At 28.6% G+C, this 24,294-nt stretch carries 23 protein-coding genes; 6 read left to right on the top strand and 17 right to left on the bottom strand.

The window, feature by feature from the left end; all coding sequences use genetic code 11:
- Nucleotides 1-111: 111 nt before the first annotated feature.
- From ACWJJ7_RS00910 to ACWJJ7_RS00900, 3 genes are all read right to left on the bottom strand, one after another.
- Nucleotides 112-1,107: an asparaginase gene (locus tag ACWJJ7_RS00910; RefSeq protein ID WP_462963517.1), complete on the bottom strand. Its 996-nt coding sequence runs from the start codon at nt 1,105-1,107 to the stop codon at nt 112-114.
- Nucleotides 1,108-1,355: 248 nt separating this feature from the next.
- Entirely contained in the window at nt 1,356-1,556 is a 201-nt protein-coding gene (locus tag ACWJJ7_RS00905) for a hypothetical protein (protein WP_462963516.1), read from the bottom strand.
- A 269-nt stretch (nt 1,557-1,825) separates the two neighbouring features.
- Nucleotides 1,826-1,972 (bottom strand): hypothetical protein, encoded by a 147-nt coding sequence (locus ACWJJ7_RS00900; protein ID WP_462963515.1) that lies wholly within the window; start codon nt 1,970-1,972, stop codon nt 1,826-1,828.
- Nucleotides 1,973-2,294: 322 nt separating this feature from the next.
- On the opposite strand from ACWJJ7_RS00900, the gene ACWJJ7_RS00895 reads away from it, so the two are divergent.
- Nucleotides 2,295-2,480: a hypothetical protein gene (locus tag ACWJJ7_RS00895; protein WP_462963514.1), complete on the top strand. Its 186-nt coding sequence runs from the start codon at nt 2,295-2,297 to the stop codon at nt 2,478-2,480.
- A 128-nt stretch (nt 2,481-2,608) separates the two neighbouring features.
- Here the strand turns inward: ACWJJ7_RS00895 and ACWJJ7_RS00890 are convergent, their stop codons facing one another.
- From ACWJJ7_RS00890 to ACWJJ7_RS00880, 3 genes are read right to left on the bottom strand one after another with little or no spacing between them, the layout of a single operon-like run.
- The gene (locus tag ACWJJ7_RS00890) at nt 2,609-3,031 is read right to left on the bottom strand and encodes a putative ABC transporter permease (protein ID WP_462963513.1); all 423 of its coding nucleotides are present in this window, start codon (nt 3,029-3,031) and stop codon (nt 2,609-2,611) included.
- A gap of 47 nt (nt 3,032-3,078) precedes the next feature.
- Entirely contained in the window at nt 3,079-4,356 is a 1,278-nt protein-coding gene (locus ACWJJ7_RS00885; RefSeq protein WP_462963512.1) for an FAD-dependent oxidoreductase, read from the bottom strand.
- A complete protein-coding gene (locus tag ACWJJ7_RS00880; protein ID WP_462963511.1) occupies nt 4,353-5,315 on the bottom strand; it encodes a sulfide/dihydroorotate dehydrogenase-like FAD/NAD-binding protein in 963 nt (320 codons plus the stop codon). The genes ACWJJ7_RS00885 and ACWJJ7_RS00880 overlap by 4 nt, the downstream gene beginning before the upstream one ends.
- 127 nt (nt 5,316-5,442) lie before the next feature.
- Here ACWJJ7_RS00880 and ACWJJ7_RS00875 point away from each other — a divergent pair, with 127 nt between their 5' ends.
- Nucleotides 5,443-6,129, top strand: coding sequence for a phosphatase PAP2 family protein (locus tag ACWJJ7_RS00875; protein ID WP_462963510.1), 687 nt, complete (start codon nt 5,443-5,445; stop codon nt 6,127-6,129).
- 49 nt (nt 6,130-6,178) lie between these two features.
- Here ACWJJ7_RS00875 and ACWJJ7_RS00870 read toward each other — a convergent pair whose 3' ends face one another.
- Nucleotides 6,179-8,497, bottom strand: a complete 2,319-nt coding sequence (locus ACWJJ7_RS00870) for an ATP-dependent Clp protease ATP-binding subunit (RefSeq protein WP_462963509.1) — start codon at nt 8,495-8,497, stop codon at nt 6,179-6,181.
- Nucleotides 8,498-8,709: 212 nt separating this feature from the next.
- Nucleotides 8,710-8,862, bottom strand: coding sequence for a hypothetical protein (locus ACWJJ7_RS00865; RefSeq protein ID WP_462963508.1), 153 nt, complete (start codon nt 8,860-8,862; stop codon nt 8,710-8,712).
- A gap of 228 nt (nt 8,863-9,090) precedes the next feature.
- Between ACWJJ7_RS00865 and ACWJJ7_RS00860 the strand changes: the two genes are divergently transcribed.
- Nucleotides 9,091-10,689: a recombinase family protein gene (locus tag ACWJJ7_RS00860; protein ID WP_462963507.1), complete on the top strand. Its 1,599-nt coding sequence runs from the start codon at nt 9,091-9,093 to the stop codon at nt 10,687-10,689.
- 303 nt (nt 10,690-10,992) lie between these two features.
- On the opposite strand, the gene ACWJJ7_RS00855 is transcribed toward ACWJJ7_RS00860, so the two are convergent.
- Nucleotides 10,993-12,123 (bottom strand): D-alanyl-D-alanine carboxypeptidase family protein, encoded by a 1,131-nt coding sequence (locus tag ACWJJ7_RS00855; protein WP_462963506.1) that lies wholly within the window; start codon nt 12,121-12,123, stop codon nt 10,993-10,995.
- A 99-nt stretch (nt 12,124-12,222) separates the two neighbouring features.
- Between ACWJJ7_RS00855 and ACWJJ7_RS00850 the strand changes: the two genes are divergently transcribed.
- Both ACWJJ7_RS00850 and ytfJ read left to right on the top strand, forming a co-directional pair.
- Nucleotides 12,223-12,795 (top strand): DUF2953 domain-containing protein, encoded by a 573-nt coding sequence (locus ACWJJ7_RS00850; protein ID WP_462963505.1) that lies wholly within the window; start codon nt 12,223-12,225, stop codon nt 12,793-12,795.
- Nucleotides 12,788-13,210, top strand: coding sequence for a GerW family sporulation protein (gene ytfJ / locus ACWJJ7_RS00845; RefSeq protein ID WP_462963504.1), 423 nt, complete (start codon nt 12,788-12,790; stop codon nt 13,208-13,210). The genes ACWJJ7_RS00850 and ytfJ overlap by 8 nt, the downstream gene beginning before the upstream one ends.
- A 132-nt stretch (nt 13,211-13,342) precedes the next feature.
- On the opposite strand, the gene scpB is transcribed toward ytfJ, so the two are convergent.
- The 5 genes from scpB to spoIIM form a co-directional block, all read right to left on the bottom strand.
- The gene (gene scpB / locus ACWJJ7_RS00840; protein WP_462963503.1) at nt 13,343-13,942 is read right to left on the bottom strand and encodes an SMC-Scp complex subunit ScpB; all 600 of its coding nucleotides are present in this window, start codon (nt 13,940-13,942) and stop codon (nt 13,343-13,345) included.
- A 1-nt stretch (nt 13,943) separates the two neighbouring features.
- Complete coding sequence (locus ACWJJ7_RS00835; protein WP_462963502.1) at nt 13,944-14,681, bottom strand: segregation/condensation protein A; 738 nt, start codon at nt 14,679-14,681, stop codon at nt 13,944-13,946.
- Nucleotides 14,682-14,987: 306 nt separating this feature from the next.
- Nucleotides 14,988-16,169 (bottom strand): serine hydrolase, encoded by a 1,182-nt coding sequence (locus tag ACWJJ7_RS00830; protein WP_462963501.1) that lies wholly within the window; start codon nt 16,167-16,169, stop codon nt 14,988-14,990.
- Between the two features lie 240 nt (nt 16,170-16,409).
- Entirely contained in the window at nt 16,410-17,288 is an 879-nt protein-coding gene (locus ACWJJ7_RS00825; protein WP_462963500.1) for a tyrosine recombinase, read from the bottom strand.
- A 267-nt stretch (nt 17,289-17,555) separates the two neighbouring features.
- Complete coding sequence (gene spoIIM / locus ACWJJ7_RS00820; protein ID WP_462963499.1) at nt 17,556-18,206, bottom strand: stage II sporulation protein M; 651 nt, start codon at nt 18,204-18,206, stop codon at nt 17,556-17,558.
- A gap of 402 nt (nt 18,207-18,608) precedes the next feature.
- Between spoIIM and ACWJJ7_RS00815 the strand changes: the two genes are divergently transcribed.
- Nucleotides 18,609-19,436 carry a hypothetical protein gene (locus ACWJJ7_RS00815; RefSeq protein ID WP_462963498.1) on the top strand — a complete coding sequence of 276 codons (828 nt, stop codon included), beginning with the start codon at nt 18,609-18,611 and terminating at the stop codon, nt 19,434-19,436.
- Between the two features lie 427 nt (nt 19,437-19,863).
- Here the strand turns inward: ACWJJ7_RS00815 and spo0A are convergent, their stop codons facing one another.
- The 3 genes from spo0A to recN all read right to left on the bottom strand — a co-directional run bounded on the left by spo0A (nt 19,864) and on the right by recN (nt 24,287).
- Entirely contained in the window at nt 19,864-20,679 is an 816-nt protein-coding gene (spo0A, locus tag ACWJJ7_RS00810; protein ID WP_462963497.1) for a sporulation transcription factor Spo0A, read from the bottom strand.
- 205 nt (nt 20,680-20,884) lie between these two features.
- Nucleotides 20,885-22,096, bottom strand: coding sequence for a SpoIVB peptidase (spoIVB, locus tag ACWJJ7_RS00805; protein ID WP_462963496.1), 1,212 nt, complete (start codon nt 22,094-22,096; stop codon nt 20,885-20,887).
- 502 nt (nt 22,097-22,598) lie between these two features.
- A complete protein-coding gene (recN, locus tag ACWJJ7_RS00800) occupies nt 22,599-24,287 on the bottom strand; it encodes a DNA repair protein RecN (RefSeq protein WP_462963495.1) in 1,689 nt (562 codons plus the stop codon).
- Between the last annotated feature and the right edge of the window lie 7 nt (nt 24,288-24,294).

Here is a 24,294-nt window from a genome sequence, read left to right as displayed (position 1 = left end):
CACTATGGTTCATAAGAAACCATAGTGGTTATTTTACTTTTACACAAACATAATAACAAAAATAGGTATGTACGTCAATACCATTACGAATATTTAAGTTTAATTTAATTTTTAAATTCGGCTTTTGTACCGACCACTTTCAAATATACATTTAATTTCTTCTATACTTGTTGTACTTGCAAGTGCAAGCATAAGTTTAATTCTAGCTTTTTGGCCTGGCAGGCTATCTCCAAAAATCACGCCAGCATTTCTAAGTCCTTTTCCACCGCCTGGATATCCATAAGAATCTAATACTCTTCCTTTGAAACATCTAGATACCATAACTACTGTCACTCCATTTTCTATAGCTGCTTTTACTCCATCTGCCATTTTAGGTGGAATATTTCCGCGTCCCATAGCTTCAATAACAATTCCTCTTGCCCCTTGCTGCACACAAAAGTCAATTAATTTCGAATCCATCCCAGCACAAGCTTTTATTAAATCTACTCTAGTTTCTATCTTTTCTGTTATAATATGTTCTCTTTTTAAACTTTCTCTATAGAATATTGCTTCATTATTATCTATAATCCCTATTGGGCCAAACTCTGGACTCTGAAAAGTATTTAAGTGCATTGAATGCGATTTAGTAACCTCTCCAGCACAATTAAGTTCGTCATTTAAACATACTAATACTCCCCTATTACGTGCATCTTCCGAAATAGCGGTACAAATGGAAGCTGATAAGTTTGCTGGGCCATCATATCCAAGTTCCGAACTATTTCTCATTGAACCTGTAACAATTACAGGCTTTGGATTATCAATAGTTAGGTGTAATAGATACGCTGTTTCCTCAAGTGAATCCGTACCATGAGTAACTACAACTCCACATATATCCTCTCTACATAAGAAACTTTGTATATATTTAGATAAATCCATCATTAGTTCAGGTGTCACGTGAGGTCCCGGTAAATTTGAAAAAGTATATGATTCTATTTCTGCATAATTTTCAATTCCCGTAACCATAGACATTATTTCTTCTCCACTTAGCGTTGGAACCGCAGCCTTTATTCTTGGGTCAACCGTCATAGAGATTGTTCCTCCATTAAAAATAACCGCAACTTTTTTCAATTAAAATTCCTCCTACCCTCAGTCTTAAAATTAGATATTTTTTTGTTTATTTTTAAACTGTAAAATAATTATAACCTTAAATAGCTTATCACACAAATATTAGCAAATGAGTTTTTCATGTATTTGCATACTCACATGATGGCGCACCAAAAAAATAAGATATGCTTATAATTATAATTATAAGCATATCTTATTAACATTATTTTCATTATACTCTATTTATTACAACAATAGCATAGCTAACCATACTATTTACTTTTTAAATATTCAAATAATTTTTTTTCTATTTCATCGGCACAATTATCATCTAAGGTTATATATTGCCTATAGCCATCTAATGCCTTAACTTCAATCTTCCCTATCTCTTGACCAGTAACTTTATCAATATCACGTTCAAACTTCATTATTTTATAACCTTCATGTATAAAATCCTCTACTTTATTTATCATTAAATCACACTCCGTTTCTTTCTACAGTTAATACTTTAAAATTAAAAAAACTGTATCTTTTAGTCTGAAAATTTATTTTAATTTCTTTTTTCTTTCTTCACACCTTTCTGCTTATCGCTAGCATCTGTTCTTTTAGTCCCAATATTAATTTCTTGACTATTAACTTCACTTTTCTTGCCCTTTTGCATATTATTGACCCTCCTTCAAATAGTGTTTTCTTAAAATTTATTTAGTTTAAAAAACTGCAACACTATTACTAGTTTTTTTATCTAATCAAGGGTTTCTCCATTGAAATTTTCATACAAAGGTGGTTTTTTCTTATCTCCTTCACTCTTCTTAGGTTTACTAATATTGTCCCGTTTAACATTAATATTACTATTTTTGCTACCTCCAATATGTTGATGATCAGGCATCATTAAAACTCCCTTCAAATTTAATTATGTTCCATTTTTCAATAGAATCTGAAACTTTTACCTTAATAAATTCATTTATTTTAAAATTCTTTATATATTTATTTTATTATTTTCCCTCAATATAATATTTATTATACCCAGCATCTTAACTTAGAATTTATTTTCATATATGTTAAAGTTTTAGTTTTATAATAACTCCATTTTAGTTTATTTCCACAATTCGATGGTAAAATTTATATTAATTATAAAATTATCCACAAATGGAATATTAATTTATATGTAGATAATATATATAAATAAGTAATTAATTAATGAGGTGTATTAAATGGACGATGACTTAAAAAAAATAATACATGAAGAAATTAATGAACCACTTAATAACATTGTTGATATTTCCACTCCAAAGGTTAAAAAAAATGATTATAAACTAGCTGTTTTTTGGATTATAGTAGGTATTCTAGCTATGTTATTGCTTTACTATACTTATAAAATGCTATCCATTTATTTTTAAATTACAATTTCAAATTATATTAACATTAAAATCATAATAAATAAAAACTTGTTGAGGTAAGTTTAATGTATTTGTTACATTAAACCTACATCATCAAGTTTTTATAATTTTTAAGACCTAATCTAAACCTAATTAGCATTACTACTGAGACTGTTTTCAATTCGTACTATACCATCATGTATTTTTTCAAATATAATTCCATAGGCCATCCATACTGGTGCATAACCTAATGTAATTATTCCACATATTGAATTTCTTTTGTTTACATAGTTCCATGGGCACTCACCTAAAATCGCCCTAAGCAGTAGTCCGCTAATTAATTCTACTGCAAATATAAGAACCATATATATGCCTCCCCTCACAATAAGCGGAAGATGTTTTATCCTATAATGCACAGGTTCAAGAAATACAGCAAGCCCATATATAGGAAACATCCAGATACAGGTAGTACCCCTAAGTAATACATCCCCCTTAATCATTGCTCCAAACCCATTCCACAAAATCTCTGCTAAAAGTCCTAAAAATCCATATATAATAAATCTTTTCCACATGAGAATATTGTGTGTATTACCTCGTAAAATATACTGCTAACTCTCTTTTATATAAGTTTTTCATTAAATATATTAGTTAAATTTAATTTCTCTACTTTCCCTTTAATTTCATCTATATCTAAAGTATAAAGTCCAAGTTCCTGCATTCTCTTAAAATACCCTGCTCCCGCAAAAGTATATCTGTTTCTTCTTCCTTCTTTAGATTTCATTTTTTCATTCGCATAGGCCATTATGTCTCCAACGGCAAGGGACCTTGGCAACATCAAAAGAGGCATTCCTATATAATTTCTTATGGCATTGTGTCCGGCTAAAGCCCCTGTTATCATTGCTTCTGTGTGACCTACAAATAATCCAGACTTCTCGCCTGCACAGAACAAATTATCCAGTCCTATAACCTTCATACTATTTGTCCTTGGAGCTACTGATAGATACCTTATAGAGTTTCCCTTTCCCCCTGCATATGGATCTATATATTTTGCATTTTCAAGTCCTTTAATTTTTCTTAACTTATCTAATGGATAATATGAAGTCATAAGCTTTACATGACCTGTATCTAATAAAATTACATTTTCTGCAAATTCTTTAAGGGCATACTGCTGACATACCTTTAATTTAAGTTTTTCTAAATTTATATCTTCTTCTGGAATCTTCAAAACAACCACTCCTGCTTCATCTAGTTGTTTTACAACGTCATCGGCTAAAGAATCCTTAGCTAGTTTACACGAGCCGCTAAAAGCTCCATATACGTCTTCTTGTCTTTCTCCTTTTAAGTCTTCAACTCCTGCTCTGTAGCTTATGCTTACCCTTGGCCCAAAAGCTGGACATCTTAAAATACACATTGAACATCCATTTCCATATTTTAAGCAGTTACCCATTGGCCCTGTTGAACCTGTAGTTTCTATAAATACATCTGCCTCAACATATTCCCCGTCTGATAGATATATTCCTTTTATTCTATCGCCTTCTTTTTCAACATCTACCACTCTTGTTATCATGTTTAATTCTATATCCATAGCTTTTAAATATTTTACCACTGCTGGTTCGATCTTGTTTACATCGTAAAGCCAGGCATGTTTATGCCCCGGAAAATCAATATTTTTATGTCTAGTGTTTTCATCAGTCAAATGTATTAAATCTCCTGCCCCAAGCGCTATCATTTCTTCTGCCGCAGTATACCTTCCATTATTTCTCATTATACCACCTACATTTCCAAGTCCTAAGAGCATATCTGTTTTTTCATATAACGCAACCGTAGCTCCTGCTTTTTTTGCTATTATTGCCGCGCTGCAACCAGACCACCCACCACCAATTACGATAACCTTCAAAATATTCTCCTCCCTTCTAATACATATTTAGGTTCTGTCTGCATTTTGCAGAGCCGCCTTAATTTAAGGTCGTTATTTATTCTTGTGCAACAGCCGCACACACCTTCTCCACAGCACATTTTGGCATTATTACAACAAGAATATTTAATGTTTTTGTCCATATCTTCTACGACCTTCATCAATTCATAATTTAAAACATCTGCAGCATCGCAGTGAACTAAACTAATATTATTATTACTAATCAAATCATTTAATATATTATTAAATTCATCTGTTACTCTTCCATTCTCTATAGTATTGCACTGTATAACTTTTGAAGCATACTTTTCTAAATACTCACTCACAAAACTATTTTTATAAGGCGAATTATCAAGCACAACTATATTTTCATTATTATTTGCATGCAAATATTTAAGTACTGGTATCATAGGTGCCTGCCCTATACCTCGTGCTACAATTAAGCATATACTATTTTTAACTTTATATATGTTTTTTAGTCCTAAAGTACCATTCCAAAATGGTCCTTTCACAAGCAACTCTTCCCCTAGCTTTAACAAATCTAATGCTTTAGTTTTAGTCCCCTTAAGTTCTATAGCAATAGTTATAGTATTATTTCTGGTATCAGTATCCAATATTGATATTGGCGTATCAAACCTCGTTTCTGTATCTGGTCTTCGTGCAAAAATATAACTTCCCGCATAAACTAATTCACTTACCAATTTATCACTTGCACCTACTGTAAGTATAATAACATTGTCCTCTAATTTATTTTTTTCTAATATTTTACAATGATAATATTTCCTACCCTCTTTAGCTTTATAATTGTTTGAAACATATTCTTGATATATACATACCCCATTAAAGTTGCAGCAGTCGCAGAAATCTTTACCTGCTAGCTGTGAACATAATATGCAGTCCCCTGTTTCTGCCAGATGGCAAGGACATGGTTGAGACGCCAAACTGCGATATTCTTTTAATCAAGTCTATACTTATATACACACAATCACTTAATTTTCATATTAATTACATAATATTCATAAAAACTTTTCACAAAAATCATTGAAATTATTGTTATTTTCCGTTAAAATGGTCATTGAAGAAAGGACTGATTATTTGAAAGCTTTTTTAAAAAAATTATTGCCATTATTACTTATTGGTTCTGTTCCTTTTTCCAATTTATTTTATTGGACATTAAATAATACTCAAAGAGGAGTTTATGATCTAACTACTGATTTAGATAGATCTTTACCACTTATAAAAATTTTTATAATACCTTATATGACTTTGTGGTTTTTCTTAGCATTTTGTTTTGTTTTTTTATGCTTTAAGAACAGAAAAGTTTATTATAGGATTATGCTTACTTTAGTCCTATGTTATGTTGTTGCTTTTGTCACTTATTACTTTTTTCAAACAACTGTTCCAAGACCTATTGTTACAGGGGATGATATATTCTCGAAGCTGATTTTATTTACCTATAATTCTGATGGACCATATAATTGTTTTCCAAGCATCCATGTAATTACTGCGTACCTGGCTGTTAAAGGGATTAACGCTACTAATGCTAGAAAACGTATTAAAATTCCAGTTAATATCTTAGGATTTCTCATTATTATATCCACTGAATTTGTTAAACAACACGTAATAATGGATATTTTTTTCGCAATATTCTTATGTAATGTGATATTCACTTCAATCATTTATGTAGAAGAACATTACAAACTTTATAATTCCAAAAAAGTTTATAACTTCCCAAAACAAGATATTGAACAATAATACTGCTAAATCAAAAAGCTGCTGAATAATTTTCAGCAGCTTTTTAACTTTATATTATAACAATTTTGTCATCTTTTAATTCTATGGATATATTTGACCCTTCACTAAATTTATTTTCAAGATAATGCTCTGCAATTTCATCTTCAATGTATTTTTGAATAGTTCTTCGAAGTGGCCTTGCACCGTATTTATCATCGTATCCTTTTTCTAATATAAAGTCCTTTACATCTTCTGAAACATGCAATGCAATTTTCTTTTCCTTTACCTCTCCTATTACTTCCATCATCATTAAATCTACTATTTTACGTAGTTCTTCCTTTTTAAGAATGGTAAACACAATAATCTCATCTACTCTATTTAAAAATTCGGGTCTAAATGTTTCTTTTAAAGCGTCCTTTACACGTGATTCTAAGATATCATAATCACCTTGAACAAAACCAATATTACCTGAATTAAACTTAGTACCTGCATTAGACGTCATTATTATTACAGTGTTTTCAAAGGAAACAGTTCTTCCTTGACTATCCGTTAATATTCCATCTTCAAGAATTTGAAGCAGCATGTTAAAAACATCCGGATGAGCCTTTTCAATTTCATCTAAAAGAATTACTGAATATGGCTTTCTTCTGACTTTTTCAGTTAATTGTCCACCCTGATCATATCCTATATATCCTGGTGGTGCACCAATTAGCTTCGAAACTGTATGTTTTTCCATGTATTCAGACATATCTATACGAATTAATGATTCCTCACTTCCAAAAAGCTCACAAGATAGTGCTTTAACTAGCTCTGTTTTCCCGACCCCTGTTGGTCCTACAAAAATAAAAGAAGATGGCTTTTTCTTTTTTCTAAATCCGGAACGATTCCGCCTAATTGCTCTAGATAAACTTATAATAGCTTCATTTTGACCTATAACTCGTTTATGTAGCCTACCTTCCAAATTTAATAGCTTTTTCGCCTCTTTTTCTGTAATCTTTTGAATTGGAATTCTAGTCCATGATTCAATCACAAAAGCAATATCCTCTAGAGTAATTTGAACATCACTGTATTTTTTCTGGGTTTCATTAATATCTTCTTTTACTTTGCATAGCTTCATCCTATATTCTGCAGCCTTTTCAAAATCTCCGCTAACCTCAGCTTCCTTCTTTCCATTTTGAATTTTTTCTGATTCCTCTTTTAATTCTGCAAGTTCAACAAGACCTTTATTTTTTAAATTAGCACGAGATCCGGCTTCATCAATAACATCAATAGCTTTATCTGGCAGAAACCTTTCTGTTATGTATCTTTCAGATAAATTTACAACTTCTTCAATTACTTCATCAGATATTTTAACTTTATGGTATTCTTCATAGTAGCCTCTTATTCCTTTTAAAATTTCTATTGTCTCAGCTATACTAGGTTCTTCAACTAGGACTGGCTGAAATCTTCTCGCAAGTGCTGCGTCTTTTTCTATATATTTTCTATATTCTTCCAAGGTGGTAACTCCAATAACTTGTATTTCCCCCTTGGCCAAAGCTGGCTTCAAAATATTTGCTGCATTCATTGCCCCCCCCTGAACCTCACCAGCGCCCATAATATTGTGCACCTCGTCAATAACTAATATTATGTTTCCATTTTGCTTAGCTTCTTCAATAATTGACTTCATGCGGCTTTCAAATTGGCCTCTAAATTGTGTTCCTGCAACCACCGCAGTTAGGTCAAGTAAGTAAACTTCCGCATTAAATAATTTTTCTGGAACTTGTTTTTCTACAATTCTTACAGCTAACCCCTCTGCAATAGCTGTTTTACCAACACCTGCTTCTCCAATTAATATTGGATTATTTTTACTTCTTCTATTTAAAATCTGTACCACTCTATCGATTTCTTTATTCCGTCCAACAACTTTGTCAACACCATTTAGATTTGCTTTGTTAGTTAGGTTTATACCATATGTATCTAAATTCTTTCGCTTCTTTTTAAACCAATTCTTTTTTGATTTATCTTCAGATGTTTCTTTAATCTTTGAAGAGGTTTCACCTTCATCCTCCATAAAATCACTATTTTCATCAGCAGGTGAAAATAATCCATTAAAAATATTACCAATGGTATTTTTTTTATCACTATTCTCAATATCCATATTGGAATCATTTAAATCCTCAAGGTTTATATCTTCTAAATTCATATCTTTGAACATATTGCCCATTTGCTCATTTAAGTTTTCAATATCCTCTGTGGATAATCCAGCTTGTTGCACTAATTGATCCATAACTGGAATACCCCTCTTTTTAGCACACTCTATGCATAATCCTATAGTTTCAGTTTTTCCATTTTCAATTTTTGATGTCAATATCATTGCTATATTTTTTTTACATATTTCACATAACTTCATATAAATCATCTCCATATTTTATGTTGTATACAATATTATAACAGTATATCATCTTTCAATAGAATTTGTTCGATATATTCTGATTGTTTATTTTTCATTAATAGAATAACCGCTCATAATTATTTTAACTCTTTTACTTTTCTATTTTATTCTACTCTTATACATATATTCCTCTTTATTGTAGTGCTATTTTTCCTACAATTTTAAATACCTTAGATAATCATTAACTTTTCTATTAATTCGTTCATTTCTTGTAATGAAAGCTCTGAAGCTATTATTTTTGCAACAGTCCTTGTATACTGTTCATTCAAGAGTTCTACTTCCTTTTTATTTAATTCCAAAACAATTGTAGAATTAACTTTCATTTATAATCCTCCAAATAAACTATTATATTATAGTATGTATCTTTAACCACAGTGTTACGTAATCATGTATATACCTATATATATTTAATTATGTACATGATTACGTAATATTATTTTTCTAAAATACATATCTTTATTTTGTAAGGAAATTATAGTTTATAAAGTATATCATTATTATTTCTTATGCTTATATAAGCTTTTATAAATCAATTATTAAGGAGTAATAAATTGAAAATTGCCGCTATATACTCCAGAAAATCAAAAATTACTGGAAAAGGTGAATCGATAATTAACCAAATTGAATTATGTAAACATGAATGTAATCATTTAGAAATCGAAAAATTTATAATATATGAGGACGAAGGTTTTTCAGGAAAAAATATCAAAAGGCCTCAGTTTCAAAAAATGCTCATTGATGCAAAAGAAAAAAAATTTCATGTACTAATCTGTTATAGACTAGATAGAATTAGTAGGAATATCTCTGATTTTACTACTCTTATAAATGAATTAGATAGTTTACACATTAGTTTTATAAGTGTTAATGAACAATTTGATACATCAACCCCTATGGGACGTGCCATGATGTATATTGCCTCTGTTTTTGCGCAGCTAGAACGTGAAACTATTGGTGAAAGGGTTCGCGACAATATGTTAGAACTCGCTAAAAGTGGAAGATGGCTAGGAGGCCAAACCCCTTTGGGGTATGAAAGTAAAAAACTATCCTATTTGGATGGTGAATTCAGAGAAAAAGCTATGTATACATTATCACCGATAAAAAAGGAATTAGATGTAGTAAAAATTATTTTTGATAAATATCTACAGTATAAATCTATTAACCAGGTCTTTACTTACATTTTTAAAAAGAATATTAAAACAAAAAATGGCGCTGACTTTAATAAGAAGAGGATTCAACTTATATTAAGAAACCCCCTATACGTTAGAGCAAATGAAGCTGTTATGAATCACCTTCAACTTATTGGCATGAATGTAATGGGAAACGCTAATAATAAACAAGGTATTATAACTTATAATAAGAGTAAAGGTGCTAGGATTAAGCGGGACATAACAGAATGGATAGCCGCTATTTCTAAACATGAAGGAATTATTGATGCTTCCCATTGGCTTAAGGTTCAACAAATATTAGATGAAAATAAAAATAAAGCACCTCGGCTCGGAACCTCTGCCGCAGCATTACTTACTGGAACTTTAAAATGTTCTAAATGTGGTAAAAGTATGATTGTTAAGCATGGTCATATTAGTGCAGCAACTAATAAAAAAATTCAGTATTATGTTTGTAGTACTAAAGATTATTCAAAAGGCACGCGGTGTAATAATCCTAATATACGCGTAGATGAACTCGAAAAAATAGTTATAGATAATTTAAAAAACATCACAATTTCCAGAAACATTTTATTAGAAGAGTTAAATAAAATCAAATCTGAAATATCAAAAACCAATTTGGTGCAATCTGAAATAGAGAGTTTATCATCACAAATAAATATAAAACAAGATCAAATAGATATTCTAGTAAATCAATTATCTTTGGACAATGAAATCTCTAAATATATAAGGCCTCAAATTTCCAAATTAGGAGTTGAATTAGAAGAATTAATTGTTAAATATAAAAACTTAAACGCTACTGCCTATAAATATAAAAACAATAATTCGATTGTAGATAAATTTTTAAATTCTTTAAATAACTTTTCATCAATAATGGATATCTTAGATTTTAATAACAAACGCTTATTAATTAATAATGTTGTAAACTCAATATATTGGGATGGCGCTAAAGGCATTGTAAAAATTAATATAATGTCTTTAAATTAAAACACTAAACTAATTATCGCAGTTTAGTGTGGCTAGGACAAAATTCACTTCCTACATCAATGCAATCGTAGGGTTCATAACTCATCATTATAACCTCCTAAAGTACTATACTATTAAAATATTTGAAATTGTGAAATTTGTTACAATTTAAATTTAATATTCATACTTAATCAATTTTCATATATTAGAAACAGCAAATTATATAGCTCATTATTATCAATGAATCACCTTGAAAAATAACTAGAAATTGTATATGTGTACTTTTAAAGTTTTCTAACAAATAAGAGAGACTTATATTCTCTCTTATTTGTTAGGTATAATTAAATCTTTAATTTTATCGAATCCTTGTCTAACCTTATTTTTCTTTTCTATAGAATTTTTAGCCACTAAGGCTTCTGTAAACAGGAGTTTATTATTTGCATATATATCTATCCTACCAACGTCTTCTCCTTCATGTATTGGGGCATAAATCTCATATAGTGGCTTTCTAATTTTGGCTTCTATCTTTTGATTATTTTTTACTGGAATTATAATATCTCTTTTACTTACTATTTCAACATTACCCATTCCGTTTTTTATGCTAAGGTGTTCTAAAATGTTATTTTTACTAATTAATTTTTTATATTCATAATTTTTTTCAATATACTTACTTATTTTTTCGGTTTCCTTCCATCTAGGTGTACAATTTAGTGTAATTATAATAACATCTCTATTTTGAATTTTAACAGAAGTTACTAAACATTTGCCTGCCTTTCCAGTAGATCCTGTTTTTACTCCTGTTGAATTTGGTAAAAGATATAAAATCTTGTTTATATTATGATAACTTCTAGTAAAGTTGTTCTGTTTACCATCAACATCTTTAGATCCTACTATATCATTAAAAAATTTAATTTCTTTTGCCTTTGCAGTAACTAAAGCTAAATCATATGCTGTAGAATAGTGATTAGCACTGTCTAACCCGTGAGGAGACTCAAAGTTGCTATTCAATAATCCAATTTCTAAGGCATACTCATTCATAAGCTTTGAAAACTCCTCAACACTTCCACTAATTCCTTCAGCAATTGCAATTGCGGCGTCATTTCCAGATCTCAACAAAAGTCCATACAATAACTCTTTTAAGGTTACTTCTTCTCCTTTTTTTAATCCTATTTCTGAACCGCGTATAGATGCCGCTTTCTCTGATACAATTATTTTCTTGTTTAAATCTCCACATTTTATTGCTACAAGTGCCGTTATTATTTTTGTAGTGCTTGCAATTTCAATTGGTGTATATGCATTTTTTTCATATAAAACAATTTTCGAATCAGCATCTATTGCTATAGCACTTATAGCATTAACGTATAAATCTTGCGCAAAAACATTTTCAACTAATGATGAAAATAGAAAAAACAAACTTAAACATAATGATAAATATACTTTAAAATTTTTTCTCATTATTTCACCTCTCTTAAATTTGAGTATTATATTCACAAGTTGATATTTTTATAAATCATTGGGCATAATACCAGTTATTAGATAGCTTGGGAGGTTAATATGTTTAAATGTATAATAGTATTTCTTTTAACTCTAATAATTTTATTATTTCCAATCCATTTAAAAATAACCCTTAAATACTCAAACAAAATTTTGGAAATCTACATATATAATAAGAAATTAAAGGTTAAAAAAGCTTCAAAAAGTGCTAATAAAAAAGATTTAAAAAGTAAACCAAAAGAAAATTTCTTTAAATCCTTAATTTTAAGTGATGTAAAATTAATTGTTTATAAAATTAAGAAATTAAAATTTAAACCAACATTAACTTTTAATACTAAACTAGAATATGGATTTGATGATGCTGCATTGGTCGCTATTTTATTTGGTTTAATTCATTCCACTTATAGTTTTTTGTATTTAATATTAATAGATTTTGTAAAAGTTAAAAACATTGATCTTAAAGTTATCCCTCATTTTAAAAAAAATGATTGTGTTATGGAAATTTCGAGTATAATTTACATCAATTTAGCAAAAATTACTTATATAGCATTTATTATGTTAATTTGCCTTATAACCATAAAACATAACAAAATGAATATAAAAAAATTTAAAGGAGGAAGTGTACATGGATAATCATCCAATTGAAAATTTGATGAGGAGCACAATGGAAAGCATAAAAGATATGATAGATGTGAATACCATTGTAGGAGAGCCTATCCAATCATTAGATGGCACTACAATTATCCCTATTTCAAGAGTATGTTTTGGTTTTGCATCTGGAGGTAGTGAATTCGATAGTGTTAAGTCTTCTGACTCAAGTAATAAATATCCTTTTGGTGGTGGTTCTGGAGCTGGCGTCACTGTTAAGCCCGTTGCATTTTTAGTTGTTAAAAACGATTCAGTAAGACTATTACCTGTAGATCAACAAAATACATATGATAAAATTGTTGATACTGTACCACAGGTTATCGATATTATTAAGGGTATGTTTAAAGATAACTGTGATAAGCATACAGAATGCGAAGATACAGAAAAGTATGATGAATAATTGCCCTTAATTATACAAATCATATATAATTAAATTAAAAATATTAATCCCACTATAATAAGAATTTTCCTATGGAAATTTTTATTATAGTGGGGTTAATAAGTGTATAGATAAATCATCTTCAAAAGATATCTACTCAGTTTGATTGCTAACAACATTTTGTTGTACTTTTTCTTTATTAAGATCCTCTAAAGAAGGCATTTCATTTAGACTGTGAAAATCAAAATGTTTAAGAAATTCATCCGTTGTTGCATAAATAATTGGTCTTCCCGGAACATTTTTTCGTCCAGTTTCTTTAATTAAATTTTTATCTGACAAAGTGTAAATTGCTCTATCGCTCTTAACTCCTCTTATCTCCTCGATTTCTACTCTGGTTATGGGTTGCTTGTACGCAATTATTGCTAAAGTTTCAATCGACGCTTGAGATAAAGATTGTCTAATATTTGTCTTTAATAGTTTTTGTACATATTCACTATTACAAGATTTTGTAACAAATTGGTATTCATCATTAGTTACTATAATTTTAATTCCTCTTTGCTCTTCTTCATATTTTAATCTTAATTCATTTGTTAATTCTCTTGTGAAATCAATGCTACATTCTAATATATTTGCTATTTCGGTTAGCTTTAATGATTCGCCAGCAACAAACAACAAGGATTCGATAATAGAAAAATATATGTTTTTAGTGGAAACCTCTTCAATCTCTAATTGTTTAGTGTTAAATTCATTCATATTAATTTACCCTTTCTAAATATATATCTTTAAAATTACTTTCTTGAATTACTATCACACTTCTGATCTTTATCAGCTCAAGTAATGCTAGAAACGTAACAATAATTTCTAATTTTGATGAATATCCATATACCAACTTTGTAAAATGAATTTTTCCAAAAGATTCAAGCTCTCGTTTTAATTCTTTCATTTTATCTTCTATTTTATATTCATCTAATAATATTTTTTTATTTATAATATTATCAGTATTCATTTTATTCATATATTCTTGCATTAACTTATTGTATGAATTGTACAAATCAGCCATTGTAATATTTTTTAAAAAATCCATTTCCTTAGTATTTTTATTATCTTCTTCAATTATTTCAGGTTTTTTACTAATCATTATACCTGTACCCTGTTCCAACATCTTTAAATTTTCAGCGATGGCTTTATATTTTCTATATTCTATCAATTTATTTAGCAATTCCTTTTCTACATCAATTTCTTCTTCGCTATGCTCCTCTTTATTCTTAGGCAACAAATATTTGGATTTAATTTCAATTAAAGTTGCAGCTATAACTATGAATTCTGATGTCACCTCTAAATCCATTTCCTTCATACCTTTAAGATACTCCAAATACTGATTTGTAATTTCAACAATATTGATATCATATATGTTCATCTCATTTTTCTTGATAAGATGTAATAACAAGTCGAATGGGCCTTCAAAATTAGTTACTTTTATACTTAATGGCATGTATACTCTCTCCTAAATAAATAATTAATTATAAAGAAATATCAAATTTACTTTGATTTCTTTATATCAGGTCTATTCTAAGTATAATGCATCTTCGGAAAAATAACTAGTAAATTTACTAGCTTGTTTTGCGTCATACTACGCTTTTCAAGTCCCTTTATATTAGTAATATTCCCAATTAAGTCTTACATTTTATTCCTAAGATATAATATTTTATAAAAACTTAGCTTCTAAGCAAATAATTTATTGCCTAGAAGCTATATTTTTATATCTACATAAATGTGTAAACACTGCTATAACGTTTTGTTAAATTGCTTTATCAAATAAGTCTGTAAAATTATTTTTAATATTATCCCACACTCTAGATTTTTTTATATCCCTATCGCTGTAAACAACGATCTTACCAAATAACTTATTATCAACATATATTTCACAAAATCCAATTGCAGCATCCTTTTTATACTCTTTCAACCCTTCCTCTATAACAAATTTTTTAGTAACTTTATTTTTATTACCTTTTTCAAGAGTTATAAGAAAATCTTTTTGTGCTTTAGCTATTAGGAACTTATCACCTTTTTTATTTAAAATTACTTTTTTTAATTCTTGATCTTTTTCTATTACTTTTTTCGTCTCAAATTTTGTAAATCCGTAATTCATTAACATGCTAGCATCTCTATTTCTTTTTGTGTAAGTTGGCGCACCCATAATTATTGCAAGCATCCTTACATTGCTTCGCGTTGCAGTAGCAGACATACAATACATTGCCTCATTTGTAAATCCAGTCTTAAGTCCATCACATCCAGCAAAAAATCTGACAAGCTTATTATGATTTACAAGACCTATAGGTGCCTTTCTTCCCTCAGAAATAGTTTCCATATAGGTTCCTGAATATTTTAATATTTTAGGATGTTTTAATAGTTCTCTAGACATAATTGAAATATCATAGGCAGTTGTAAAATGCCCTACTGCACTTAGTCCAGTGCAGTTTTTGAAAGCAGTATCTTTCATATTAAGACTTTTTGCTTTTTCATTCATCATATTTACAAAAGCACTTTCACTTCCACCTAGATATTCTGCCATTGCCACTGCTGCATCATTTCCTGATGCAATGGCAATTCCTTTTAAAATTTCTTCCACGGTTCTAATTTCACCGGTATCAAGTATCATGCTACTTCCACCCATTTTTTTCGAGTTTTCACTTACTGTTATTTTATCTTGTAATTTAATCTTACCTGAATCTATAGCCTCCATAGCTAATAACATAGTCATTATTTTAGTTACTGATGCTGGTGCAAATCTCTCATGAGCATTTTTTTCGTATATTATTTTGCCAGTTGATGGTTCCATTAGTAGTGCTGACTTTGCTTCTACTACAATTCCTTTATCATCCTTATTTTCTTCTTCTGCCTTAGCTGACAGAGAAAAAAACTGTGTTGTAAAAATCAACGATAAAATTAAACATAATACATTTCTAAATTTTCGTTTCATATGTATCCTCCTCATATTAATTTCGCTAGACTAAATATCTGCGTTATTGAAAATTCATAACATTATTTTTACCAATTTGCATTAATATTATAACTGTTTATCTATAATAAAATAAAAAATTTATTATAATCATAACCAAAAATAAAAACCCACTTTCATAATTAGTGAAAGTGGATTTTATACTTCTATTTTCTATTTATAATTCTACATTGTAGTTAAATCAGTTGTCATATTAATGACTTATGCTCTAGGATGAGTGTTCTTATAAATTTCAGCTATTTTACTTTTTTTAACTATAGTTGAATAAATTTGAGTTGTAGACATACTATTGTGACCTAATAGTTCTTGAACTGATGCTATACCAGCACCATTTTGCAATAAATGTACAGCAAATGAATGTCTTATTGTATAAGAATTTATTGTTTTTTTAATGTTAGTCTCTTTAGCATACTCTTTAATAATTTTCCAAAATCCTTGCCTTGTCATTTTATCACCTTTTGTATTTAGAAAGAGTAAACTTAAATTATTTAAGTTCATAATAGATCTGGTCTTTAAATACTGTGATAGACATCTAACCGCCTGGGTACCTATAGGAATTATTCTTTCATTTTTCTTACCATTATTGCACCTTATGTATAGCAATTCTAAATTAATATCATATATTGTTAAACTTAAAAGTTCTGAAACCTTTATGCCTGTAGCATACATTAATTCTAGCATTGCTTTATCTCTACATCCTTTGGTCGTTGATTCTTCTGGTTGATTTAATAATTCATCTATCTCCTCGATAGATAGAATTTGAGGTATATTTCGTTTAATTTTTGCAATTGAAAAATAGGCTGTTGGGTCATGCTCTGCAAAATCGTTTTTAATAAGATATTTATAGTAATTTCTAATGGAAACTATACTTCTTGCTATGGAACTATTTGCACAGCCTTCTTTTCTAAGATGCTCCGAATATGCCATTATTGTTATGCTATCAACTGTTTTTACACTTTCATTTCTATATTCCGTAAATTCAATGAATCGTTTAACATCTCGAATGTAAGCTTCAATAGTATTTCTCGTTAGCTTATTATTTTTTAGATTATCGCTATAGATTTTTAATAAATTATTCATAATGTATCTCCCATATTATAGAGAATATTAATATATACATACATTATACTCTAAAGAATAAATAAAATGTAAGAATATAATTATAAATTAATTTATAATTATTATCAACTAATTTATAAACTACAACACTATTTTTGTAGATTTTTGTATTATTAATTAAATTTTGAAGCAAGCAATCCACAGCTTTAGGCAAGCAAATTCCAATTACTAGTAAAATTATAAAACATTTTATTGTTAACATTACAAAGTGCAATATATCCTTATGCTTCATTTGCTTACTGATCCCAAATTATTAATAAGATTTTTAACAAAATGCGGTGCAATATAAGATTCTATAATTATCCCTATAAACAAGAAAATTATTAATACAATAAATATTACGCTATAATATAGTATTCTGCTAGATAAACTACTTGTCCATTGTTTATTAAACTTATTCTTGAGTAGCATTATAGAAAATTCCATTGATACTACAGATGCAAAAATAATGCATGGAATATAAATTAAATTCTGAGGTAGTACGCCTAGTATTGCTATACCAATGCCATTCTTTCCTAGGCCACTAATCATAAAGCTAAAGGTAAATCCAACTGTAAATCCTTTCAATAAATCAATAATTATAATTATTGGTATTCCGACAATAGTTAAACCTAAGAACCAAAGAAAAATAATAACAGGCAGATTATTTTTAATCGATTGTAAAAATATTAATTTATAACTAATCCCACTTGTATTTGAAGGCTCAATAAAATTCCTCAAGTAATTTACTAAATCATTTCGTTCAAAATCCCCCATGTATTTCACACTGTAGATTCCTAAAATTATGCCTGTAAATACGCAAAGAATACTTATAATATATAGCCAAAAATTCTCTTGTATATGTTTATTTATATTTCCTATTAAAGTATTAGATGACATAAATTATCCCCCTTTGTTAATCATTTAGCTTATTTTTTAGCTACTCATAATGGATTGTTAAAATTTACTTACGTTATATGTATGCTAAAATTCTCCTTATATGAATTAAATCATCATCTTTAAAGCTGAAATGTCGTTAAAATTTAATATAAATATTATAACTTAATTCATATTTATGAAATCAAAGAGGGTTATATTCATATTTAATTTAACATTAATAAAAATCTAGTTTTTTTCTTAACCATATTTACCATTTAATTTACTTTGCTCCATAAGTGAATATTTTTATGCCATGCCCTAGAAATCACTAGCATTAAAATGTATGATTATAAACATACTATAAAGTAAAAGGCAGGTGATATTAAACTGAAAACTTATAGAATACGCTTATGCGTATTTGCCTTGGCTTTATCTATTAATACTTTCGAAAATAATTTAGCATTTGCAATTAAAAATGACAGGATATCTTCGAATAGTAAAGCAGAAAAATTAGTTTCATCAAAGTTAATACCTTCCTATACACCTAGTACGCGTGAAAAACTTCAATATGAGTTACTATTTTATATTCCATCTACTAAAAATTTTCAAGGATTAACATTTTCTGATGGATATTTTTACTGTGGCTTTGATTTAGGAGCTGGAAAAGGGAAAATAATTAAATATGATATGTCAGGAAAGAAAATTTGTGAAACAGCATCTATGTCTGTAGGCCATTGTGCTGAACTTGGATATAGAACCAAAACAAACAAAATCTATGTTGCTAATGGTGGTGGAACTAATTTAACTCATATTTATGTTGTTGATTATACTAAAAGTGCAATATTAAGTAATTTAAGCTATGAAAGTTTGGGAACATCAGCTTTACTTGCGATAGATAATGTCCATGATTATTTAATATTGCATACCATTTCAAGTGGAGCTGATAATGGCAATCCAACATTTACTATTATTAATTTAGCCAACATGAATGTAATAAATACTTTTAATATTGCTACGCAAGGTGTTCCACAAGGCTTAGAAACAGATGGCAAATACATTTATTTATATACAAACAATAAAATTACAGTATTAAATTATGAAGGCATAATAATTGCTACTTATCATTTTAATAACCCAGGTGAAAGTGAGGGTTTAACTTTTGCTTTAGAATATGGAAGGTCATACTTAGCTATGGGATACACTTCTCCAAATAGAATTTATATAATAAGAAGTATGGTCTTTAAAAAATAAAGAGCGGTACTCCCATCCCTACCAATAGAGATGTTTTTCAATTTTCACTTAATTTTTTCCGGATTATGTAAAGTATTTACTGTACAAATAGAACACAACACATTATTGAGTGGATTATTTTGACCCACTAGCGATTGTAGTTGTCTTTGAGTATAAATATAGGCACTGTATTTCTTAGCGTTTAAAATGTGTTTTAGTGAGTTATATTAATACTTATATTTCTATATGAAAATCCCCTATAAAAGTATTGGCTAATTTAATAAATTTTTTGAATCTCAATTATTTCCAAAAAAAACTAATAGACTTTTTCATTTACTTAATAAATGAAGAAGTCCATTAGTTTTATTTTATAAAATCATACTCAATATTAACTAAATAATCAGTTTTGATAAAAAGCGAACTATTTGAACAGTTGATATATATAAGGCTAAGACACCCTGTTTTGTAATCTTAACTTATCAGCTACCATAGCTATAAACTCACTGTTTGTGGGTTTTCCTTTAGCATTATGTATAGTATAACCAAATATTTTATTTATTGTTTCAACTTGACCACGTCCCCATGCTACTTCTATAGCATGCCTTATTGCTCTCTCTACCCTACTAGCAGTTGTATTGAATTTTTTAGCAATAGATGGATATAATTCCTTTGTTACTGCGGATAGAAGTTCAATATCGTTAACTACCATAGTGATTGCTTCTCTTAAATACATATATCCCTTAATATGAGCTGGAACACCAATTTCATGAATTATATTTGTAATTTCAGCTTCTAAATCCATTGGTTCGTTATGATTACTTTTTCTAGTTTCAGATGTATCAATAAAAGATATTGATTTTTTGCTGTTGTCACTAGAAATTGTATTATTAAACATTTGTCTAATTCTTTTTGTAAAAACTTCCATGTCAAATGGTTTTACTACATAATAGTCTGCTCCCAATGCAATAGCTCTTTGTGTAATTTTATCTTGCCCAACCGCAGATAATACTATTATTTTTGGTATTGGATCAAGATCCACGCTACTCAATCTTTCCAGTACCCCAAGACCATCTAAATGTGGCATTATTATGTCTAATACTACCAAATCAGGTTTTCTCTCTTTTATTAACTTAAGAGCCTCTATTCCATCTTTTGCAATACCTGTAACCATAATATCTCTTTGGCTTAATAAATAATCATTTAAAATATTGCAAAATTCTTTATTATCATCTGCAATAAGCACACTAATTCTAGCTTCTTCCATATTATAACTCCCCTTTATAAATAAATTCCCATATCTTAACAAATATTAATTCGACAAAAGAATTACAATTCCTTCTTATATTAAGAAAATTTACAAATAAATAATTATTTATCATTACTCATCATTTTTTATAAAATAAAGGATAGCATTCGCTATCCTTTATTGCTTAATATCTATTTTAACCCCTTTTTTTAAATAATGCTAGTTAATTTGATAAAATACCTGCATCTTTCAGCATCCATTCTATATATATTCCATACCCTACATCAGGTTTATTAATTAAAACATGGGTTACCGCTCCAATAATTTTATTATTCTGAATTATCGGACTACCACTCATGCCTTGAACGATGCCACCAGTTTTTTCTAGGAGCCTAGGATCTATAATTTTAATCACCATACTTTTGGATCCGGATTTATTTTGAGGTAATAGTTTCTGAATTTCTATTTGAAACAATTGTGGTTCATTGCCATTTATCGTAGTTAAAATTTGAGCCTTTCCTTCTTTAATTTCATTTCTTAGACCTATTCTCATAGGTTTATCAAATTTATTATTTATAAGACTTTTAGTTCCTTCTCCAAATATACCACATTCCGTATTTTTAGTTATTTGACCTTTTATTTTACTTTCATCAATGAAAAGGCCTCTTAATTCTCCCGGACTTCCTCTTGTTCCCTTTTTTACTGATACAATATTAGATGATATAATTACACCATTATTAACACTCAATATTGTTCCGGCATCAGCATCTGTAATAGGATGACCTAGTGCAGCAAATTTTTTAGTTTTATCATCATATAAAGTTAATGTTCCCACACCAGCAGTTGAATCGCGTACCCATAAACCAATTTTTTGTTTGCCATCTTCAGAATCAATAGTTGGCTTAACCTTAACTTTAAAAAATTTCAAATCATCTTTACGTTGTATTTTAAGAGTGAATTCGGAATTTTTTTCTTTATTTATAAATCTGATTAAATCTTCTGCATGATTTATTTCAACATCATTTATACTTATTATACTATCACCTATTTGTACACCTGCATTTGCGGCAGGACTTGCTATTTTACCATTGATACCTTTAATATCAGATAAAGCTACTACTAAGACACCTTTAGTATTCAGTTTAACACCAATCGGTTGTCCTCCTGGATAAACCATTATATCTGATTTGTCTTTTATATATGTTGATTCAGCTTCTAAATTAACTTTCTCATTTTTCTTTTTATTATTTATATTTGGTTTATTAAGAATAATGTCTTTATCATCTTTTACTTTTACAAGTTGGTTAGAATATAATGTTTCCATTGGTCTATCGTATGTTGTAATAATTTTATTTTGGACTTTAAGATACGCACTTAAAGCAATTATTACTAAAGGTGTTATAATCAAACATATTACATTTAACCTTTTCTTCATAAGCTTTACCTCCTTTTCTGTTATAATTATAACTTTAAGTTACCCTCGAATTCTCCATATTATGCTATAACATTAATTCAAAAATAGTCAAAGACATAGATTCAAAACTAATTTATACTAAATTAAAAAAATTCCCCTATATTGCAATTATTTTTACCTTTTTTATTAATTATACAAACTTAGAGTATTTATACTTTATATTAAATCATCTCCTGCGGAGCTGAAATATTAACGACTTCAGAAGGAGATTTATACTTCCACTGAAGCTTTCTCTTTGTTATAATATTGTATTCCCATTTATAGAAATGGGAGACTTTCCTTCTAAAATGTCGTTAAGTACAATGATTTTTATATTTACGATATTAATTTCTTAAATTTTATGTAATAAGTAAAATGTGAGTTAACTAATTTTAAAAAACGAAAAAAAATAAAGCCATAAAATTATGACTTTAATTTTCCCTATAAAACCTATTTTTATAACTATGCTAACCTAAAAAAAAAATTAATGTTTCTTTTGTTTCTTTGCCATATTTATCATTTCCTTAGAATTTTCCAAGGTTAATTTAGTAACCTCTGTACCACCAATCATTCTAGCTATTTCTTGTTGTTTTTCCTCATCATTCATTTTTATAACATTGGTATAAGTTTTATTTTTCAAAACATTTTTAGATATTAAATAATTTGTATCTGCCATGCTAGCTATTTGGGGCAAATGAGTTACACAAAGTATTTGATGGTTTAATGATATTGAATACATCTTTTCTGCAACACATTGGGCGATTCTACCACTAATACCAGTGTCTATTTCATCAAATATAACAGTAGGTATTTCATCTTTATCAACGAATACAGTTTTGAGTGCAAGCATTATACGTGATAATTCTCCACCAGACACAATATCTTCTAATGGATTTAGTGGTTCTCCAGGATTGGTAGATATACAAAATTGAACTTTATCACAGCCATTTTCATAAAATTCATTCACGAGTTTTACTTCTATGTAGAACTCACTTTTTTCAAGTCCAATATAATTTAATTCATCTTTTATTTTACCTTGGAGTTTTTTTGCTGTATCGCATCTAATTTCATGAATTTGATCTGCTATAATTTTCATTTCATGTTCAAGAGCTATTTTTTCTTTTTTAAGAGCAGTGATTATTTCACTGCTATTAATTAATTCTTCATATTCAATTTGAATTTTTTCTTTATATTCATGAATCTCCTCAATGGTAGGTGCATACTTCTTCTTACAAGTATTAATCAGGTTTATTCTACTATTCATATATTCTAATTCTTTTTCATCATAATAAATTGTCTCTTTTAAGTTTCTTAAATCTGTAATATTTTCCTCTATATTAAAGTAGCTTTCTTCTATAGAGTCTGCAATTAATTTTATTTCTTCCATGTGCTTTTCAATACTTCTTAATTCCCTAATAGCCATAGCTAAATTATAAAAAACGGAAGTATTTTCCTCATCGCTAGCATCTAATAATACATAACTTTTTGATAAATGTTTTTCCAAATTTTCTGCATTGCTAATGATTGCATATTTTTCTAAAAGCTCCTGGTCTTCACCAATTTTGAGATTAGCACTTTTAATTTCTTCTAACTGGTAATTCAAGAAATCAATTTTTTTTTCTCGCTGTCCTTCATTTCCTTCAAGTTTATTAATTCTATTTTTGATTGTAGTCATTCTTACATATTTCCCATTATATCCCGCAATAAACTTATGAATTTTATCAGTTCCAAAGGAATCCACATAAAATATATGATTAACTTTATCTAATAAATTATGATTATCATGTTGACCATGAATATCCAATAAATTTTTACTAATATATTTAACCTTTGAAAGTAGCATTGATTTACCATTAACTTTAGCAATACTTTTTCCAGATTGAAAAGTTTCGCGACTTATAAATACCATGTCTTCATAATCAATATCCATATCATCTAAAGCATTTTTGTTATTTTTAGTATCCATGCTAAATATTGCCTCAACATAAGTTTTGTTTTCACCTGTCCTAATTAGGTTCTTATTGAATTTACCCCCTAATACATAATTTATAGCATCAATTAAAATTGATTTCCCCGCTCCTGTTTCACCAGAAAGGACATTAAATCCTTGTTCAAAATTAATACTTAAATTTTCAATTAGAGCAAAATTCATAATATTTAATTGTAGGAGCATACTACCT

The organism is Clostridium sp. CM042, from assembly GCF_055080995.1.
Note: the sequence above shows the minus strand (reverse complement) of the source record. Positions and strands in the feature narration are given on the sequence as shown.